Annotated in this window: 17 protein-coding genes; 11 read left to right on the forward strand and 6 right to left on the reverse strand. The window is 61.1% G+C overall.

Annotated elements, in window-relative coordinates; genetic code table 11:
- The first annotated feature begins 42 nt into the window (after positions 1 to 42).
- The 3 genes from QA635_RS32765 (at position 43) to QA635_RS32775 (ending at position 4,096) form a co-directional block, all read left to right on the forward strand.
- Complete coding sequence (locus QA635_RS32765) at positions 43 to 333, forward strand: hypothetical protein (protein WP_283063799.1); 291 nt, start codon at positions 43 to 45, stop codon at positions 331 to 333.
- A gap of 283 nt (positions 334 to 616) precedes the next feature.
- Positions 617 to 1,609: an AAA family ATPase gene (locus QA635_RS32770; RefSeq protein WP_283063800.1), complete on the forward strand. Its 993-nt coding sequence runs from the start codon at positions 617 to 619 to the stop codon at positions 1,607 to 1,609.
- 189 nt (positions 1,610 to 1,798) lie between these two features.
- Entirely contained in the window at positions 1,799 to 4,096 is a 2,298-nt protein-coding gene (locus QA635_RS32775; protein WP_283063801.1) for a S8 family peptidase, read from the forward strand.
- 132 nt (positions 4,097 to 4,228) lie between these two features.
- On the opposite strand, the gene QA635_RS32780 is transcribed toward QA635_RS32775, so the two are convergent.
- Positions 4,229 to 4,474, reverse strand: coding sequence for a DUF2971 domain-containing protein (locus QA635_RS32780; RefSeq protein WP_283063802.1), 246 nt, complete (start codon positions 4,472 to 4,474; stop codon positions 4,229 to 4,231).
- Positions 4,475 to 4,556: 82 nt separating this feature from the next.
- Positions 4,557 to 4,820, reverse strand: a complete 264-nt coding sequence (locus tag QA635_RS32785; protein WP_283063803.1) for a hypothetical protein — start codon at positions 4,818 to 4,820, stop codon at positions 4,557 to 4,559.
- Positions 4,821 to 4,882: 62 nt separating this feature from the next.
- Between QA635_RS32785 and QA635_RS32790 the strand changes: the two genes are divergently transcribed.
- The 8 genes from QA635_RS32790 to QA635_RS32825 all read left to right on the forward strand — a co-directional run bounded on the left by QA635_RS32790 (position 4,883) and on the right by QA635_RS32825 (position 12,828).
- Positions 4,883 to 5,767, forward strand: a complete 885-nt coding sequence (locus QA635_RS32790; RefSeq protein ID WP_283063804.1) for a hypothetical protein — start codon at positions 4,883 to 4,885, stop codon at positions 5,765 to 5,767.
- Positions 5,768 to 5,966: 199 nt separating this feature from the next.
- On the forward strand, positions 5,967 to 7,244 hold the full coding sequence (dcm, locus tag QA635_RS32795) for a DNA (cytosine-5-)-methyltransferase (protein WP_283063805.1): 1,278 nt from the start codon (positions 5,967 to 5,969) through the stop codon (positions 7,242 to 7,244).
- The gene (locus tag QA635_RS32800; protein WP_283063806.1) at positions 7,237 to 7,689 is read left to right on the forward strand and encodes a very short patch repair endonuclease; all 453 of its coding nucleotides are present in this window, start codon (positions 7,237 to 7,239) and stop codon (positions 7,687 to 7,689) included. The genes dcm and QA635_RS32800 overlap by 8 nt, the downstream gene beginning before the upstream one ends.
- On the forward strand, positions 7,689 to 8,042 hold the full coding sequence (locus tag QA635_RS32805; RefSeq protein WP_283063807.1) for a hypothetical protein: 354 nt from the start codon (positions 7,689 to 7,691) through the stop codon (positions 8,040 to 8,042). The genes QA635_RS32800 and QA635_RS32805 overlap by 1 nt, the downstream gene beginning before the upstream one ends.
- A 12-nt stretch (positions 8,043 to 8,054) precedes the next feature.
- Complete coding sequence (locus tag QA635_RS32810) at positions 8,055 to 9,938, forward strand: DEAD/DEAH box helicase (RefSeq protein ID WP_283063808.1); 1,884 nt, start codon at positions 8,055 to 8,057, stop codon at positions 9,936 to 9,938.
- Positions 9,935 to 10,360 carry an EcoRII N-terminal effector-binding domain-containing protein gene (locus QA635_RS32815; RefSeq protein WP_283063809.1) on the forward strand — a complete coding sequence of 142 codons (426 nt, stop codon included), beginning with the start codon at positions 9,935 to 9,937 and terminating at the stop codon, positions 10,358 to 10,360. The genes QA635_RS32810 and QA635_RS32815 overlap by 4 nt, the downstream gene beginning before the upstream one ends.
- A gap of 67 nt (positions 10,361 to 10,427) precedes the next feature.
- Positions 10,428 to 11,993 carry an ATP-binding protein gene (locus tag QA635_RS32820; protein WP_283063810.1) on the forward strand — a complete coding sequence of 522 codons (1,566 nt, stop codon included), beginning with the start codon at positions 10,428 to 10,430 and terminating at the stop codon, positions 11,991 to 11,993.
- Entirely contained in the window at positions 11,983 to 12,828 is an 846-nt protein-coding gene (locus QA635_RS32825) for an HNH endonuclease (RefSeq protein WP_283063811.1), read from the forward strand. The genes QA635_RS32820 and QA635_RS32825 overlap by 11 nt, the downstream gene beginning before the upstream one ends.
- 254 nt (positions 12,829 to 13,082) lie before the next feature.
- Here the strand turns inward: QA635_RS32825 and QA635_RS32830 are convergent, their stop codons facing one another.
- From QA635_RS32830 to QA635_RS32845, 4 genes are all read right to left on the reverse strand, one after another.
- On the reverse strand, positions 13,083 to 14,114 hold the full coding sequence (locus tag QA635_RS32830; protein ID WP_283063812.1) for a hypothetical protein: 1,032 nt from the start codon (positions 14,112 to 14,114) through the stop codon (positions 13,083 to 13,085).
- Between the two features lie 54 nt (positions 14,115 to 14,168).
- Complete coding sequence (locus QA635_RS32835; protein WP_283063813.1) at positions 14,169 to 15,575, reverse strand: amidase; 1,407 nt, start codon at positions 15,573 to 15,575, stop codon at positions 14,169 to 14,171.
- On the reverse strand, positions 15,575 to 15,778 hold the full coding sequence (locus QA635_RS32840) for a hypothetical protein (RefSeq protein ID WP_283063814.1): 204 nt from the start codon (positions 15,776 to 15,778) through the stop codon (positions 15,575 to 15,577). Before QA635_RS32840 ends, QA635_RS32835 begins: the two co-directional genes overlap by 1 nt.
- A 326-nt stretch (positions 15,779 to 16,104) precedes the next feature.
- The gene (locus QA635_RS32845) at positions 16,105 to 16,797 is read right to left on the reverse strand and encodes a cyclase family protein (protein WP_283063815.1); all 693 of its coding nucleotides are present in this window, start codon (positions 16,795 to 16,797) and stop codon (positions 16,105 to 16,107) included.
- Positions 16,798 to 16,808: the final 11 nt, after the last annotated feature.

Here is a 16,808-nt window from a genome sequence, read left to right on the forward strand (position 1 = left end):
CATAAACGAAAACAGGCATGAGCGAGGGCTGGCATTGACGGCATGTGCCACGCACAGGTTCGGCGCAGCAAACAACTCTTGCAGGCGGTCGAGGTGAATCACGACGACCTCATCACGACCGGCCGGCACTTCGATGTGCGCAACGAGATCTGGCAAAAGGCCCCCGCGCAAGAATCGATCAAGACAGCCGCAGTCAGATCCCGCTGCATCGATCTGGATTCTGCATCTTCTTGCCCGCAGAACGGGATGATGCATCTTATCCAAGTCCATCGCGCCGGAAGAAAAATTGACAAAATCAATGGCTTTACCACGAAGGGAGTTGAGCCAGTTTGAGCGTTCCCGAGGAAGCCTTTACCGGCAATCTCGAGCAAGCTGGCAACAGGAATGTGTAGAAAGCAGACGGGCCCGCAGCGGTGAACGGATAGTGCGGACCACAAACGCCGGGTTGGCGGCGGCGAAAGCCGTCGCTGGTACAAAAATCCGTTGGGATTGCCCGTACCGGTTCGAGTCCGGCCGTCCGCACTTATTCACCAGATGAGGGCACAGCAAATCGTAGTGGTTGCCAGAATCTGCAACCTGACAGTAGAGTCGCACAGTGAGCAGCAAAGTACGTCCCATGGCCAGCGCAGATCAACTCAAGGCGCTTCTGAAGGCATATGCCGAAGGCGATGCCACCCAGTTCCATTCTATCGCCATGCAGATTGCTGCCGGCGAGGCCCGCAGCGGACACGGCAAGCTGGCTGAAGAGTTGCGCGACCTGATTGACAAGTCACGAGCCAGGGTGCCTTCTCCGGGGCCATCCCCCATTCCGCTTGCGCGTCCCCGGGGCGAAATTGCCGATCTGCTGACCGTTACCTACCCGCAGACGCGCCTTCATGACCTCGTGCTGGGCACGAAAACCGGGGCCATTCTCGAGCGCGTCGTCCGCGAGCACAAGACGATACGAGACATTCGTGCTCATGGATTGGCGCCGCGCAAGAAGCTTCTACTGGTTGGGCCGCCGGGCACCGGAAAGACGCTGACCGCCTCGGCAATCGCCGGTGAACTGTCATTGCCGCTCTTTGTGGTTCGTCTTGACCGGTTGATCACCCGCTTCATGGGTGAAACAGGCGCCAAGCTGCGTTTGATCTTTGACGCTATCGCCCGGACCAGAGCCGTCTATCTGTTTGACGAATTCGACAGCATCGGCTCCGAGCGGGGCCTGAGTAATGACGTGGGTGAAATCCGGCGCATCGTTAACAGCTTCCTGCAGATGGTGGAGCAGGACGAGTCGGACAGCGTCATCATTGCAGCCACAAACCATCCGACGATTCTTGATCGCGCCCTCTTCAGACGGTTCGACGATATTGTTGAATATTCGCTACCAGGTGAGCAAGAAATTATCGCAGCCCTGAAGTTCAAGTTTGCTTCCCGGAAGATCGCGGATGAAACGAACTGGCCTGCGCTGGCGAGAAAAGCCAAAGGCCTCAGCTATGCAGATGTTACTCGTGCGGCCACCGACGCCATCAAGCATGCGTTGATTGAACGTCGTGACATAACCAGCAAGGATCTCGCCTCGGCGATCTCCGAACGCAAGAGCGCGCTGGCTCATCGAAAGCCGACGAAATAGTTCAAATCCTGAATGCCACGTTATCCGCACCTGTTACTGGATACTCCTGCAGAGGCAGCCCGTTATACGGCAACGCGAGGGCATTCACCTCGCTTCAATCTGCCGGACCGTAACCGGGCTACGCACGCGGCGCATCTACGCGGGGCCCTGGACACAGCGCGCGCGCAGAGGGACCGGTTTCCGGTTCAGGTGGGAAACGGATTCTACGAATCTCCCGGCATCATCCTCGCTTTCGAGAGCGATCCGGATTTCCCGCTGGCGTTCGAGAGTCTCGAGCTGAGAAAAAGCGGCATCGAGCTCCTGTCGGTTATCACCGCTGATCAGAACCGGACAATTGCGACTGTCATCGTTCCTGACAACAAGATCACGCGTTTTATCAAGGTGCTGGAAGCTTACCGGGATGCCGTTCCTGGCAAGCGGGACAACAAGAAGCTTGTCGAGAGTATTGCCAACATCAAGCTTGCCACCTTGCGCGAGCTCTGGACCGATGACCCGGTCCTTTACCCGCCGGCCAACACAAACCTCTTCTGGGAGGTCTGGCTGCGGTCCGCCCAGGAAGGCGAAGACCCGCTCGCGCGGATGCGGGAAGCCGCTGGCGACTTTGGCTATGAAGTCATCTCAAATGAACTCAGGTTTGTTGACCGGACAGTTGTGCTCGTGCGCGGCACTCGGGAGCAACTGTCGAGAAGCGCCGGGATCCTTGGAGTTATAGCTGAAGTCCGCAAAGCCAGGGCTACGGCCGATCTCTACTCAACCCGCAGCGCAGCGGACCAGACCCTCGAAATCGAGGATACCCTTGCACGCCTTACGCCGGCTTCCGCTGGCTCGCCGGTCGTCGGCTTGCTCGATACGGGCGTTAACCGGGGTCACCCTCTCCTCGCTGCGGTTATCAGTGATAATGACGCGCAGACACTGAAGCAGGCGTGGGGTGCCCACGACGGCAATCAGGGCGGTCACGGCACCCAGATGGCCGGACTCGCGCTGTACGGGGACCTGACAGAAGTCCTGGCGGGCGACGGGCCCGTAGAACTCACTCACGGACTTCAGTCCTTGAAGCTTATTCATCCGGCCGACCCTCACGACCCCGATCTCTACGGCGCTGTTACGATCGAAGGCGTTTCTCGTCTGGAAGTAGATACCACTCGCCGGAAAATTTACTGCATGGCCATCACAACAACCGACGGTCTCGACAGGGGACGACCATCGTCGTGGTCAGCCGCGATCGACAATCTTGCTTTCGGGACGATCAACGATACCCCGCGGATGATTCTGATCTCCGCCGGCAACACCGGACTCGATGAAAGAGCAGACTACCCCGAATCCAACGAAACATCGCCGGTGCATGATCCTGCCCAGGCCTGGAATGCGCTGACCGTTGGCGGATATACAGATCGCGCCCTTATCGACGCTGACTCGAACCCGGGGTGGACTGCTCTGGCAAAACAGGGAGACCTGGCACCGGGCAGCACCACTTCGGTCACCTGGCCGCGTTCCGGCAAGACGCCCCTGAAACCGGATATCGTGATGGAAGCCGGGAATATGGGATTGCCGCCCGACGCCAGCGACCCCGACTTTCTTCCTGAACTGCAACTGCTGACTACCAATTACGTGTTCGAGGCCGGCCGACCGCCACTTGCGGAGTTCAGGGATACGAGCGCTGCGACTGCACTCGCCGCCAACCTCGCTTGTCAAGTTGCGGCGCGTTATCCTGACTATCGTCCGGAAACCATCAGAGCGCTCATGGTGCATAGTGCGCGCTGGACGGACGCCATGCGCGACCGCGTGGGGTATCCGGACGGTTCGCTCGACACAACCCGACTGCTCCGGACTTTTGGCTACGGCGTGCCCGATCGAGAGATGCTGTTTTACAGCGCGCAGAATAATCTGACGCTGATCGCCGAAGAGACGATCCAGCCGTTCTTTCTCGACGAGGAAGACAGCGCCGTCAAAAGCAGAGATATCAATTACCATCACTTGCCCTGGCCGCAAGAAGCGCTGGAAGCCCTGCCGTTCGACACGCCCATAGAGATGCGCGTCACGCTCTCTTATTTCATTGAACCCAGCCCGGGTGAGCGCGGGTGGGACCGAAAATACGGTTATCCCTCACACGGTCTGCGCTTCAAGGTCATCCGGCCGACCGAGACGCTTCAGCAGTTCAAACTGCGTATCAACAGCTTTGACCGTGACGAGGACTATGACGAGGACCACGCGGGCGAAACTGGCCGCTGGGAGTTGGGCACCGGCAAGCCGACCAACGGTTCGCTCCACTCCAATACCTGGCATGGAACTGCGGCGGAGCTTGCTCGCCGCGGACACATTGCGGTCCATCCAACCCTGGGTTGGTGGCGAACGCGGAAGAAGGAGGGCCGTTACGAGCGGTCCGTCCACTACTCTTTGGTAGTATCCATCCTCGCGCCCCGGCAGGACGTCGACATCTACACGCCCGTTGCTGTTCAGATTGGTACCGCAGTTCCGATTGAAATTTGACGAGGCCGCCCCTCTATCATCTTGCCAGCTGAAGCTGCGCAGCCATATCAAGCGAAGCACTATCGATGATCAGGGTATAAATATCCGATGAACGTCGTGCTGCCCGCGTCGGGACATCGCCGTATTCCTTTTTCACAATCGCAGTGAGGCGCGCGAGATAATCCGCGGGCATTCTTTCACCGTCATATGGTAATCTTCCTGGTCATGCGCGACAGCGAGACAGGCAACATCGGTGATGTAGCCTTCAGGTCTCGCCCCGACCATCAGCTTTTCATCGAACACAATGCAGAAGCCGCGCAGCCCGTCTCCATAGTGAGACCACATGAGCAAATTGTCCCGCTCGGAACCAAAGCACGCGATCCTGATGCTATCGGCCATTTGCTCGAATGGCGGCTGCAGTTCTTCGATTGACTCGAAATTATCCCTGGAGTGTTCCAGGGCTGCAGACAGACTCTCCTCGCTAAAGCCCCGGGCAGTGATAGCGGCTATGAAACGATGCCGCTCCTTTCTTAAGGTCGGGAATGCCATCGCGGAAGTCAGTCCAGAACTCGAACGGATACTTGAAGCGCTCGTAGTGCTGGCAGTAGAGGACCCTGTTCCGCAAGTTTTCCGGCACGCGGGTGGTCGGGCCGGAGAACTTGAGCAATTCTCTCCGCGTCTTCTTCATTTCTGTATTCTGTCTGAATGCTGCACGCAGGTGGTATTGCTGACCTTGCCAGGGCATTACGGAATCCCGGACTCCATCTGCAATTGCGAATCGCCTAAAGGCATCTCCGGGTATTCGCCATGGATTGTTTGCACCCGCACTGTCCTGCAGGGCACGGCGCAAAAAGCTGGAAGGATGTCGTCGAATCGCCGCTTCTCCGGGCGCGAAAGGGCGACAAGCCCGTCCTGCTGGCTGCCCTTGCGAAAGACTTCGGACCGCTCTCGTCGCCGCCATACGCAAGAATGCTGCCTGTTCCGAACGCCGCGCTGATCGAGCGGCTTGTCCGGCTCTGCCCCTGCCTTTTCAACCAGCTTGACCTGGCTGCGACTGCCGAAGCCATCGTGCATCTTTGCGAGATATCGCTTGGAGCCATCATAACATCGGCCAACGTCTATGATGCCTTTCAGGTACAATACCCAGGGCGGGAGAGCTTTGCGTTTCCGCCGGTAAAGGGTTCGGCGATCGGCGGCACGGTCATGGAGATGTTCTGCAGCGAGGTGCTGCAGAACGAGCAGATACCGCGGATGGAGACGGATGCCGAGGGGTGGCCGAAATGGCGGATGCCCGGGCACATCCTGCTCAACCAGAAGAAGATGAAGGACCGTCAGGCCCTCGGCGACATCATGATCCCCTGCGCGCCGACCAACCTGCTGATCTCCGTCAAGACGGAAGCAGCCAGGGAGCGCCTCCTCTATTCGGCAAACAGCATCGAAGGTATCGGGTTCGGGTTTTTCAGCCAGCCGCACGAGTTCTGGACACCGGGCAGGATGCGTCTGTTCAAGCGGATGGGATTCAGTGCCATCTATCTGCCGGACAATACCCATCAGGAAATCGCCGGCAAGCTCGACAAGAACGGGGAAACCCGGTTTGCCGTAAACCTCAATGGCACTGCGCTCTACCGACCACTGAGCCAATTCGGCTCCGACATGCGGCGGGTCGTCGGACGGTCAAGCTTCGATCTGTAAATAATCTGCCGGCAAATGGATTGCCTTGCCGGCGCCGATGCTTCTCCTGGTCGCACACTGCGGCTTCGAGGCAACCTGTTTATTGTGGGCATTCCAGTACTGGTCCGGACATTCCGGCCTGTTCCCGGGGGCATCTGAATTGTACTTTGGGACACTCAGTGTCAGGGTGTCAAAAATCGACACAGGATGATTCGGAAGCATGAGCCTGAAACCGACGAAGAAGCGGACAGAATTCAAGGGACTGCGTGAACGGGCCGGGCTGACCATCCCCGAGACGGCGGATTTGCTGAAGGTGGAGCTGCGCACGGTCTACCGCTACGAGCGCGGCGAGACCCGGCCCACAAAGCTGGCCCTCGACCAGATGCGCCAGGCTGTCGACAACCGTTTCGCCGAGGTGCCGACGGCGGCGCCGGGCATCCGGTTCGTCGACCTGTTCGCCGGCATCGGCGGCCTCAGACTTGGCTTCCAGTCGATCGGCGGGCGCTGCGTTTTCACGTCCGAATGGGACCTCAAGTGTCAGGAGACCTACAAGCACAATTTCGCCGACAATCACGACATCGGCGGCGATATTCGCGAGTACTCCGGTAACCCCGACAGGATTCCCGAGCATGACCTGCTGCTGGCCGGCTTCCCGTGCCAGCCGTTCTCCATAGCGGGTGTGTCGAAGAAGAATGCCCTCGGCCGGCCCCACGGGTTTCTGTGCGATACCCAGGGCACGCTGTTCTTCGATACGGCGCAGATTATCGCGCATCACCGCCCTGCGGCATTCGTGCTCGAGAACGTCAAGAACCTGGAGCGCCACGACGGCGGCCGCACGTTTGCGACCATCATCAATGTCCTGAAGAACGAACTCGGCTACCACGTCCAGCACCGGGTCATCAGTTCGGAGCCCTGGGTGCCGCAGCGCCGCGAGCGAATTTTCATCGTGGGCTTCCGCGAACCAACCGCATTCGACCTGAGCAGGCTGAAACTGCCGCCCAGAAGCCAGTGGCCCAGGCTCGGCAGCATCCTGCAGTCGCCTGACGAGGTGGACGCGAAGTACACGCTCACGCCGCATCTGTGGAAGTACCTGCAGGCCTACAAGGAGAAGCATACGGCGGCTGGCAACGGGTTCGGCTTCGGCCTGTTCGGGCCCGACGATGTCACGCGGACGCTTTCGGCCCGCTATTACAAGGATGGCTCGGAAATTCTGGTCAGACAGCCCGGCACACGTCCGCGCCGGCTGACACCGACGGAATGTGCGCGTCTGATGGGTTTCGAGACCCAGAAGCGCAAATTCAGGATCGTGGTCTCCGATACCCAGGCCTACAGGCAATTCGGCAACGCGGTCGTGGTGCCCGTGGTCGAATTTCTGGCGAAGGCGATGAAGACCCATCTTGAGGCGGCGCTCGCAAGACAGGCTTCCGCTCCGGCGAGGCCCGTCGTCGTCCGCAAGGTCACCCGTCCCGATCGCCAGCCGGTCGCCGTCAATGGCTGACGTCGTTACCCCTGACGTGCGCAGCAGGATGATGGCTGGCATCCGGGGGGCCCACACGAATCCGGAAATGCTGCTCCGGCGCGGGTTATTTGCAAAGGGCTTCCGCTACCGGCTGCATGTGAAAGGACTGCCCGGCAGGCCCGATCTGGTATTTCCCCGGTACAGTGCCGTCCTGTTCGCGCACGGGTGTTTCTGGCACGGCCATGACTGCCATCTGTTCAGGATGCCGTCGACGCGGCCCGAATTCTGGAAAGCGAAGATCGCGCGCAACCGCGAGGTCGATGCACGGAACGAGGCCGCGCTGCGCGAAGCCGGCTGGCGGTGCGGCGTCGTCTGGGAATGCGCACTCAAAGGCAGGATCCGGCTGCCCTACCCCGAGGTCATCAACCGGTCGGCATCGTGGCTGCGTTCCCGCAAGGACTGCCTTGAAATCCGCGGTGTCTGATGAACTGGCGCCGTGGCATGCTGTCGGACTTCGCCGAGGGCGTGACAGTCAGCAAGCTGGCGCTGGTCAAGACCGTCGGCCCCGGATCCGGCCGGCACGAAATCCACGCTACGCAATCCAGGGCGCTTCCGCCGCAACGATGTTCGACGATGGTTCCGCCGACCGCCCCACCATGCGGATTTCCGCCGGGCATCTTCCTGTATCTGCGGCCGGGCATCATGCAACAAGGCATGAGGCGGTTGCAGCCGGTCATTGCCCATGCGATCCCTTCGGCGTTTACGTCCGCGCAGCAGTCCGGACCTGTGGACGTCCCGGACTTTCCCGGTCTTGTGCGGAAGCGGAGGGGCGGTTAAGCGGGGCGCGGCATGTACAGCTGGTTTGTGCGCGACGGCATTCTTGGCGTTCGTTCGCCTGCGGGCGAACAGATTCCGTCTGCCGAAGACATCTTTCGATACTTCGGTGAAGGCGACCGCAGTTTCATTCCGGAAGCGGTCGACGGGAGCGCGGTCGAAAGTCTGCGGTTCTCCAGATATCCACTGCAGCTCGGGCTTTCCCTGAAACAAGAGGACGGCGCGGAATTGCTGGTCCTGACCGGCACACACCGCGGAAAGACGATCCCGATTCCCGACATCAGGGCGCTCGATGCCGGTCACTTCCTCTATGACGGGCGCTGGTATCCACTCGACGGCCAGTCCGCCGCGGAAATCCGGCAGCTCCTGACGAAGAACAAGATGCATCCAGGCGAACGTGTTTCGCTACAGATGTATCTGGCCATGCGTCAGGCCGGTTTCGAGGCCGGCGGCGACACGCGGCCTCCGGGCGCGCTGTCCTTCCTGACACCGTCGGATGCGACGCCACAAAACGTGCATGCGACGCTCTATCCCTACCAGCTCGACGGCTGGCGCTGGTGCCGGTTCATTGCCGCCGAAGGTCTGGGCGGCATCCTTGCCGACGAGATGGGCCTTGGCAAAACGCTTCAGGTCATCGGCGCGATCGCCGACCCGTTGAAGCCGCGTGAGGAGCCCGTTTTGATCGTGGCGCCCGGCTCGCTTCTCGAGAACTGGGTTCGCGAATTCAAAAAATTCGCATCACAGATCCGCACGCTCAAACATCATGGTCCCGGCCGAACCGGCCGCCCTGCGGACCTGAAGCAGTTTGATGTCGTCATCACGGCCTACGATACCGTCGTCCGCGACAATTCCCTGTTCATGATGATCAACTGGTCGATGCTGGTCTGCGACGAGGCGCAGTACATCAAGAACAGCGAGTCGCTTCGCGCACGGTCGGTCAAGAAACTGCGGCGCAGCTCGGCCATTGCAGTGACCGGTACGCCCGTCGAGAACCGGCTGACCGACCTGTGGTCCATCACCGATCTGGTTCTGCCCGGTTACCTCGGCACCGCCGGAGAATTCCGGAAGCGCTTCGAGGACGACCTCGATGGCGCCACCAGCCTTGAACGGCTGGCCTCGCCCGTCATGCTGCGACGGCGGGTGTCGGAAGTTGCAAGGGACCTGCCCGGGCGCATCGACATTCCCCAGGTGATCGAGCTGGAGGACAACGAGGCGAAGACCTACGAGGCCATGCGTGAGGAGATCGCAGCACAGTCCGGTGCCTCGGCAACGCTGGTGGCGCTGACTCGCCTGCGGATGTTCTGCAGCCATCCACGGCTGGTTGACGGTACGATCCGCACCGAAGATCCTGCCGGCTTCTCGAAATATGGCCGGCTGGTTGATATCCTCGAGGAAATTTTCGAGGGCGGCGAGAAAGCTATCCTGTTCACCGCCTATACCGGGATGACTGATATTGTGGTCGCGGATATCGCGGCGCGTTTTGGGGTATTTACCGGCTACATCGACGGCCGCGTGGCGATCGACGAGCGCCAGCCGGTCATTGACCGCTTCTCCGCGGAAAGTGGCCCCGCCCTCCTGGTCCTTAATCCGAGAGCCGGGGGCGCCGGGCTGAATATCACTGCCGCGAACCATGTGATACACTACACGCTGGAGTGGAATCCTGCCCTCGAGGACCAGGCTTCCGCCCGGGCTTACCGGCGCGGCCAGAGCCGGCCGGTCACGGTTCACAGGCTGTTTTGCGGGGGGACAGTGGAAGAAGTGGTTGATGACCGGCTGGGCAGGAAGCGAACCCTGTCGGAGGCTGCCGTTGTCGGGATCCGTGGCGAGTCCGATGATTACGCCGACATCCTTGCGGCCCTGCAGCGTTCGCCGCTGGCGGAGAGGTCGCCGGGGAAATGAAGCGTCCAGGCCAGATTTCCAAGATTCTGAGCGCCAACGATGCCGGCGAAACCGGGGCGCACCAGGCCGGTATCCTCATTCCCAGGAGTTCGGGCGTCGTCTCGTTTTTCCCGCATCTCGATCCGGACGAATACAATCCGCGGGTTCACCTGTTCTTTGCGGACGCAGCCGGCGAGCGCTGGGAATTTGCCTTCATCTACTACAACAACAGGCTTCACGGACGCGGTACGCGCAACGAGTATCGTCTGACCCGGATGACACCCTACTTTCACCGGCATAATCTCAGGCCCGGTGACGAAATCATATTGAAGCGCTCCGGGAGCGACCATTTCTCGATAGGGCATCACCGCAAGAACCAGGCAATGCGGACAGCGGGCGGCGTATTGCGGCTCTCCGCCGGCTGGAAGATCATTGATATCTAGGAGGGGCTGAAAAGTGGCAGAGAAAAAGAAGCAGGAAGGCATCATTCTTCCGCCGGATCCGAAGCGGATGATCATGGGCCTGCGCGACACCGGCTATGAATTCGACACTGCGGTCGCCGACATTCTCGACAACTCGATCGCGGCAGATGCGAAGAACATCGATTTGCGCATCGACATGGACCTGCGCGGCAACATCACGCTGTCACTGGCTGATGATGGCTGCGGCATGAACCGCGACGATCTGCTCAACGCAATGACGTACGGCGCGAAACTACGTCCGAATCCGGCGAGCCTCGGCAAGTACGGTCTGGGCCTGAAGACGGCCTCCACTGCCTTCTCCCGCAGGCTGACCGTTGCGTCGCGCGCATCGGCCAGGGCGAAGGTGCTTGCAGCGACCTGGGACCTTGACCATGTCGCCGACAGCGGCAAGTGGGAGGTCCTGCTCAGCGATGATGTCGACGATGAAATCGTCGAGCATCTCGAGGAGGTCGCGGAGAATTCATCGGGCACCGTTGTGGTCTGGCAGAAAGTCGACCGCCTGCTGAAGGACTATGCGGATGCAGGCGGCAAGCCGGCCCAGAAGGCGCTGAAACAGAAGGAAGAGCAGCTGCGCAGCCACCTTGCCCGCGTTTTCCAGCGCTTTCTCGATCCGAAGGACAAGCGTGCGCGAACTGTGAGCGTCAGGCTGAACGGCACCGCCGTGAAGGCCTGGAATCCCTTTCTGCCGGAGCTTTCGGAGCTGGTGGCGACCGAGGACGTCGCTGTCGAAACCCCGACCGGGAAGGATGCATCGTTTTCGGTCAAGGCCTATATTCTGCCGCGCCGCGAAGAATTTCCCACAGCGGAGATGGCCAGGGAGGCCGAGATATCTACAGACAATCAAGGCATCTACATCTACCGCGAAAACCGCCTGATCAAGGACGCCGACTGGCTCGGCATGTACCAGAAGGAGCCGCACGCCAATCTGCTGCGCATCGAGTTTTCATTCGATCATCGTCTTGATGAAGTCTTTCATCTCGACATCAAGAAAAGTCAGATCGCCCTGAACGAGGAGCTCTGGACCTGGCTGAACGAGCAGTTCCTTACCGCCCCGCGACGTATGGCCAACCAGCGTTACCGCGAAGGCCAGAAGAAGGATATTTCCAAAGCTGCGCAGGGAGCGCATGACGCATCGAACAAGACCATCAAGGAACGCGAGGCGGCAGCTGGCGGCGCCAAGGTCAATGTCGTCAACCCGAACACGGGTGAGTGCCTGGTTCAGAACTCGCACGGTCAGTTCAGGATCAAGTTGCCTGTCGCAGCGGCTGCGAAGCCTGGAGAAGTATACGTTGCAACGGTCGACAGCATCGAAAATGGATTGCTCTTCGAGCCGACAATCATTCAGGGGCACCGGGGTGTTCGCATCAACCAGTCCCATCCCTATTATGCCAAGGTCTACGTTCCGAATCTGAACAGGAGCGTGCTGGTGCAGGGCATGGACTCCCTGATGTGGGCCCTTGCCGTCGCAGAGTGGTCAGCTTATCACGACGAGACGATGGAACACTTCAAGGATATGCGCTTCGAGCTGTCGAAGATCCTGTCAAAACTCGTCGAAGGTCTGCCTGATCCGGAGCTGAACGAGAATGCCGCTTGAGCCTGGCGCGCTGGCAAGGCTGGTCTCCGGCAGCTGCGGATTGCCGTTCGAGGGACGACGCCTGACGGGAGCCGATACGCTCCGGATCTTTCCATCAGGTCTGCCGGTCCAGAACACCTTCATCATCCAGACGGCGGTCGGCTGGCGCAATGTGGAAGTGAGCTTCGTCCCCGGCTCGTTTGCGGGCGACTTCGTTCGCCATATGGGCCTCGCCGATCGCGGCGCGCGCAGCAGCTGCGCGGCTGTGCTCGCCGGATGCATCCGCGACGGCGCAACGGTCACCCTGAAGATCAACGGTCAACCGGCGAAGCCGGAGGATCCGTCCGGCTGGGACGCCGAATGGGTGCGGTTTGAACTGTCCGTGCGTCGCGGCCAGCTCGATCTCGGTAACGGGGAGGCAGACAACGAAAAGATCTGTGCGTGGACCCAGCAGGTCACCGCCGCGATCATCGCGCTGCTGCCGCTCGAGCAGGACGAGCCCCTGAGCGAAAACCTGCAGGCCGGTTTTCCCGAGGGAGCAAGAACGCAGGTCGAGGTCAACCGCTACGAGCGCGACCGGCGCAACCGCGCGGCAGCGCTCGCCATCCACGGCTATGCCTGCGTTGTCTGCAGCTCCGACCTTGGCGACCGTTACGGGGTCGCGGCCGTCGGGCTCATCGAGGTTCATCACCTGACGCCGGTTTCGAAACTTGGCCCGGACTACTGCATCAATCCTGCAACCGATCTTGTGCCGCTCTGTCCGAACTGCCACCGGGTGGCTCATCGCCGTGACCCGCCGTTTACGGTCGAGGAGCTCAAGGCAATGCTTGTGACGGCGCCCGCAGCCGCGATCTGAGAGCGCTGCATGCTGGCCGTTTGAACGATGCCAGATGTCATTCAACGGTCACTGCCGTGGGCCGATGCGGCCGCCGCCTGCCGGCAACGTCGGGCGCCATGAGCAGCTTTTCCGATAGCGGTTTCGGATCGCAGGTAACGATCTTCCCTCACACGACATTCCTGATCAGGAGCAATGAAGACTTCCGGCATCGGGGTGATCTCGCGAAGGCTCTCGCGGGCCCTTTGTTCAAGACTTCCGGCAAGCGGCGACTTTCATTCAAGAAGCGCCCTGATTTCGGTGCGAAGGCTGCGCACCGCGGAATATAGTTCCGTGATATGGTGGGCTGTTTGCTCGGCCCCGTACGCGCCTGCAAAAAAGAAATGCCCGCCGGCGACGTCCCTGGACAGGCGCGAGGGAAGCGTCCGGGTCAGCGCACGTAACTCCTTCCATTGCCCGTCATCGAAATCGAGCGCCCGGGCCTGTGCGCGGATCATCTGTATATTGAAGAAATTCCAGTTGATCGGGTCACCGAGGGCGTGCCCGTCGTCGGACCTGTCTGTGGGACTGATCGTTGCGGTCAACGGAAATTCGGAAAAAAAAGAGGCCCTCATGTCGTCATGAGCGTCCTCGAAATTCCAGAATGTGCCCTGATCCGAGAAGCGCTGGGGCGTGCCCCGAAGCATGACAGGCGTGTTGCAGAGATAGTGTTCCAGATAAAGCTGTTCGTCGAGAATCCTGTGTCCGTTGATCTGGTTCTGCTGCGAGAGGCCCGGCAGAAAGCCGTCGATATATACGCCTCCTGTCCAGAGGCCGCCCGACGTCAGAGGATCGCCCCCCGGCTGCACAAAATTGAGCCCGGCAATCGGTGGCGAGGCGGCCAGCGACAGAAAGCAGACGGCATCTATACCGGCGGCCTTCAGGGCCGTGTTGACGGCGGCAACCGAGCGACCGGCCATGCTCCACATTGCGACCGCGACGGGACGATCCGGCGTTTCGCGCAATACATCCAAGGTAGCAGACGCGATCCAGCTGGCCCAGCCCGCGATGGTCAGGTCAGGCACGATCGCGCCAATGGACGGATGATCGGTCGGATACGACAGGGCGAGCAACCCGATACCCTTCTGCTCCAGCCAGTGATCCAGGAAGTCGGCACGGTCGGAAAACGGGTCGCCGTAACTGATGCGCGCCAGATGCACGCCGCCCGGCAGGAATACGACAAGCGGGCAATCACTGTTTCCAGGTCTGAAGTACCTCAGGCCCCGCACACCGGAATGCTCCACACGCTCTTCCCCGGCGAACAACATTCCGGTTTGCGGTCTTCTCATAAAATTGTCTTCCCTGTTTTCGAGCGTGGTCGGTCAAATCTGCGGCGAGCGGTGGTGCCAGTCGGTGAGGCCCTGATAGGCATGGGCAACGGCCAGCAGTGTCGCTTCGTCGAACGGCCGGCCGACGAGCTGGCAGGCGACCGGCATGCCGTCCGCCGTGAAGCCGCAAGGCACGCTCAGCGCGGGCAGCCCCAGATAGTTGAACGGCCTCGTGTATATGTTGATGACGCGGCTGCGATTGAACTCGTCGGCGAAGCGTTCGTCGCGCATCTTCTCGATCGCCGGCGACGGAAGAGGCAGGGCCGGCGTCAGCAGCACATCCGCATCCGCGAATACCCGCTCGCAGAATTCACGCAGGTGGCGGCCGCGCAGCGCCAGGGCCTCCAGATAACGCGGCGCCGGGATAAAGTTGCCGCGCTGCAGCTGGTTGCGGTTGGCTTCCGTGATTTCATCGCCGCGCTCGCGCAGATCGCGGCCGAACACGGTTGCGGTTTCACAATCGCTGAGCACCGAGGCGAGGTCCCAGAGCAGGTGCCCGTCGGGAAGATCCGCCGGCCTGATCGCGGCGCCTTCGCGCGCCAGGATCTCCTGGAAGCAGGCCAGCGCATCGGCCACATCGGGATCGACCACGGACCAGAACCGCCGCTGCACGGCAAACCGGATGCCGGCGAGCCTTGTGGAGAGGCCTTGCTCATAGTCGGGGACCGGCTCGTCGCTGGAGGCCGGATCGCGCGCATCAAAGCCGCCGATGCAGCCCAGCAATCTGGCCACGTCCCGGGCCGTTCGCGCCATCGGCCCGATCGTATCGAGAGACCAGGAGCGGGTCAGCGCGCCGTGCCGGCTGACCCGGCCGCAGGTCGGCTTCAGTCCGGTCACGCCGCATACGGCGGCAGGAATCCGGATCGATCCACCGGTGCAGGATCCAAGGGAGCCGAAGATCAGGCGGGCGGCAAGCGCCGCAGCCGGGCCATACGATGAGCCGGGGTTGAAACGTTGGGTATTCCAGGGGTTATGGCATGCCCCGAGCGGCTCTTCTCCCGGCGTATCGGAGCCTGCCAGCTCGGTCATGTTGAGAGTGCCGATCTCGACGGCGCCCGCGCTGTCCAGCCGCTCCAGCACGGTTGCTGTCTCTTTTGCGACCTCGCCCGAAAAAATCCGGGAGCCGCAACTTGCGGTGCGTCCGGTTCTTGCGAACATGTCCTTGTGCGCAAGCGGCACACCATGCAAGGGCCCAAGGATGCGACCTTCGGCAAGGCTGCGGTCGGCGTGCCGGGCCGATGCCAGTGCTCCTTCCCGATCGACCGCAACGAATGCGTTTATCCGCGGCTGCCAGGCATCGATCCGCTCGAGACATGCCGTGACCGCCTCGCAGGAGGAAATGCGGCCTTGCCTGATCGCATCAGCGAGCTCGCACAGGCCGAGGGAGGTGATCTCCTGCATCACGTACCCGCCGGACGCTTCAACAGGGCCAGCATCCGGGCGAACTGCGCCGGCTCGTCACCTCCCGCCAGCTGCGATGCGCTCGCCCGGACGAGCGAATTCAGCCGGACAACATGATCGGCCAGCGCCGCCGCCCGCTCTTCATCCAGCGGCAAGCCGTGCAACTCGTTCGCCAGATCCGCTATTGTTTCCTTCTTCAGCATGCCAATGCGCTCACACCTTCCATGGCGGGTAGCCGTCCGCAATCAGGCGGCGCCTTTCGCGATGATGCTTGCGCAACCGGCGCGGAATTCCTCGATGCGTTCACGTGCATGCCGTGGAGCAACTTCCTCCGCCTTCGGCCAGGACGGACCGCGAGCGCCGGGCGCAGTGCATGACCTAAGCAAAGGCGACCGGCGGCAGGACCCTTTTCCCTGGAAGCAACGCTGTCGCTCGCATGACGGCCGTGAGCACGGGAGTTCTGCAGGGCCGTCATGGCCTGCGAAGTGCGATCGCGTCTGCATGAAGGAGAGCAGCAAAGGCACGGACCTTATTCGTCCAGCACAGCGACCGCACGGATCGGGCTTGCAGTACCGCCGCGGATCCTGAGCGGAAATCCGATGAAGCGGAACCGGCCCTTGCCGACGAGCCGGTCGAGATTCCACATGCACTCGATGTGGGTGATGCCGCGGGCCGCGCAGGCAAGGTGCGCCTTGTAGTTGGCCTCGCCTTCCGGTGCCGGGCTGATGGCCTCGACGCCGAACATCAGGATCTTGCGGTCGGCGAGCCAGTGCACGGCGTCGACATGCAGCCCGGGGAAGTCATGCAGATAGCCGGGCGTACCCCACAGACGCCTGTTGACGCCCATGTCGATGAGCACCGTGTCACGCGGCCTGATCTGCTGGCCTGATCGTTTGAGCGCCTCTTCCATGTCGGCAGCCGTGATCTCGTGTCTCAGGGGCGCATGCGACAGATCGAGGCAGATCGCCCCGGTATAGAAATTCTCCAGCGGAATCTGGTCGATCGAGGGAGCATCAGGATCCGGATTGAAATGACAGGGCGCGTCCACATGGGTTCCCGAGTGATCGCTGAGCGACAGCGCCCAGGACTTCGAGCTGAAGCGCGTCGCGCCGGCCTGCTTGATTTCGCTGTGATCGTTCCAGACGCCCATGATGATCGGCGGATGCATCTGGGGCGCCGGGGCGCGATGGTGAAGTTCCCGGCTCAGATCGATCAGCTGCATGTCTGACATCT

It is taken from the genome of Bradyrhizobium brasilense, assembly GCF_029714345.1.
Lineage (GTDB): Bacteria > Pseudomonadota > Alphaproteobacteria > Rhizobiales > Xanthobacteraceae > Bradyrhizobium > Bradyrhizobium australafricanum.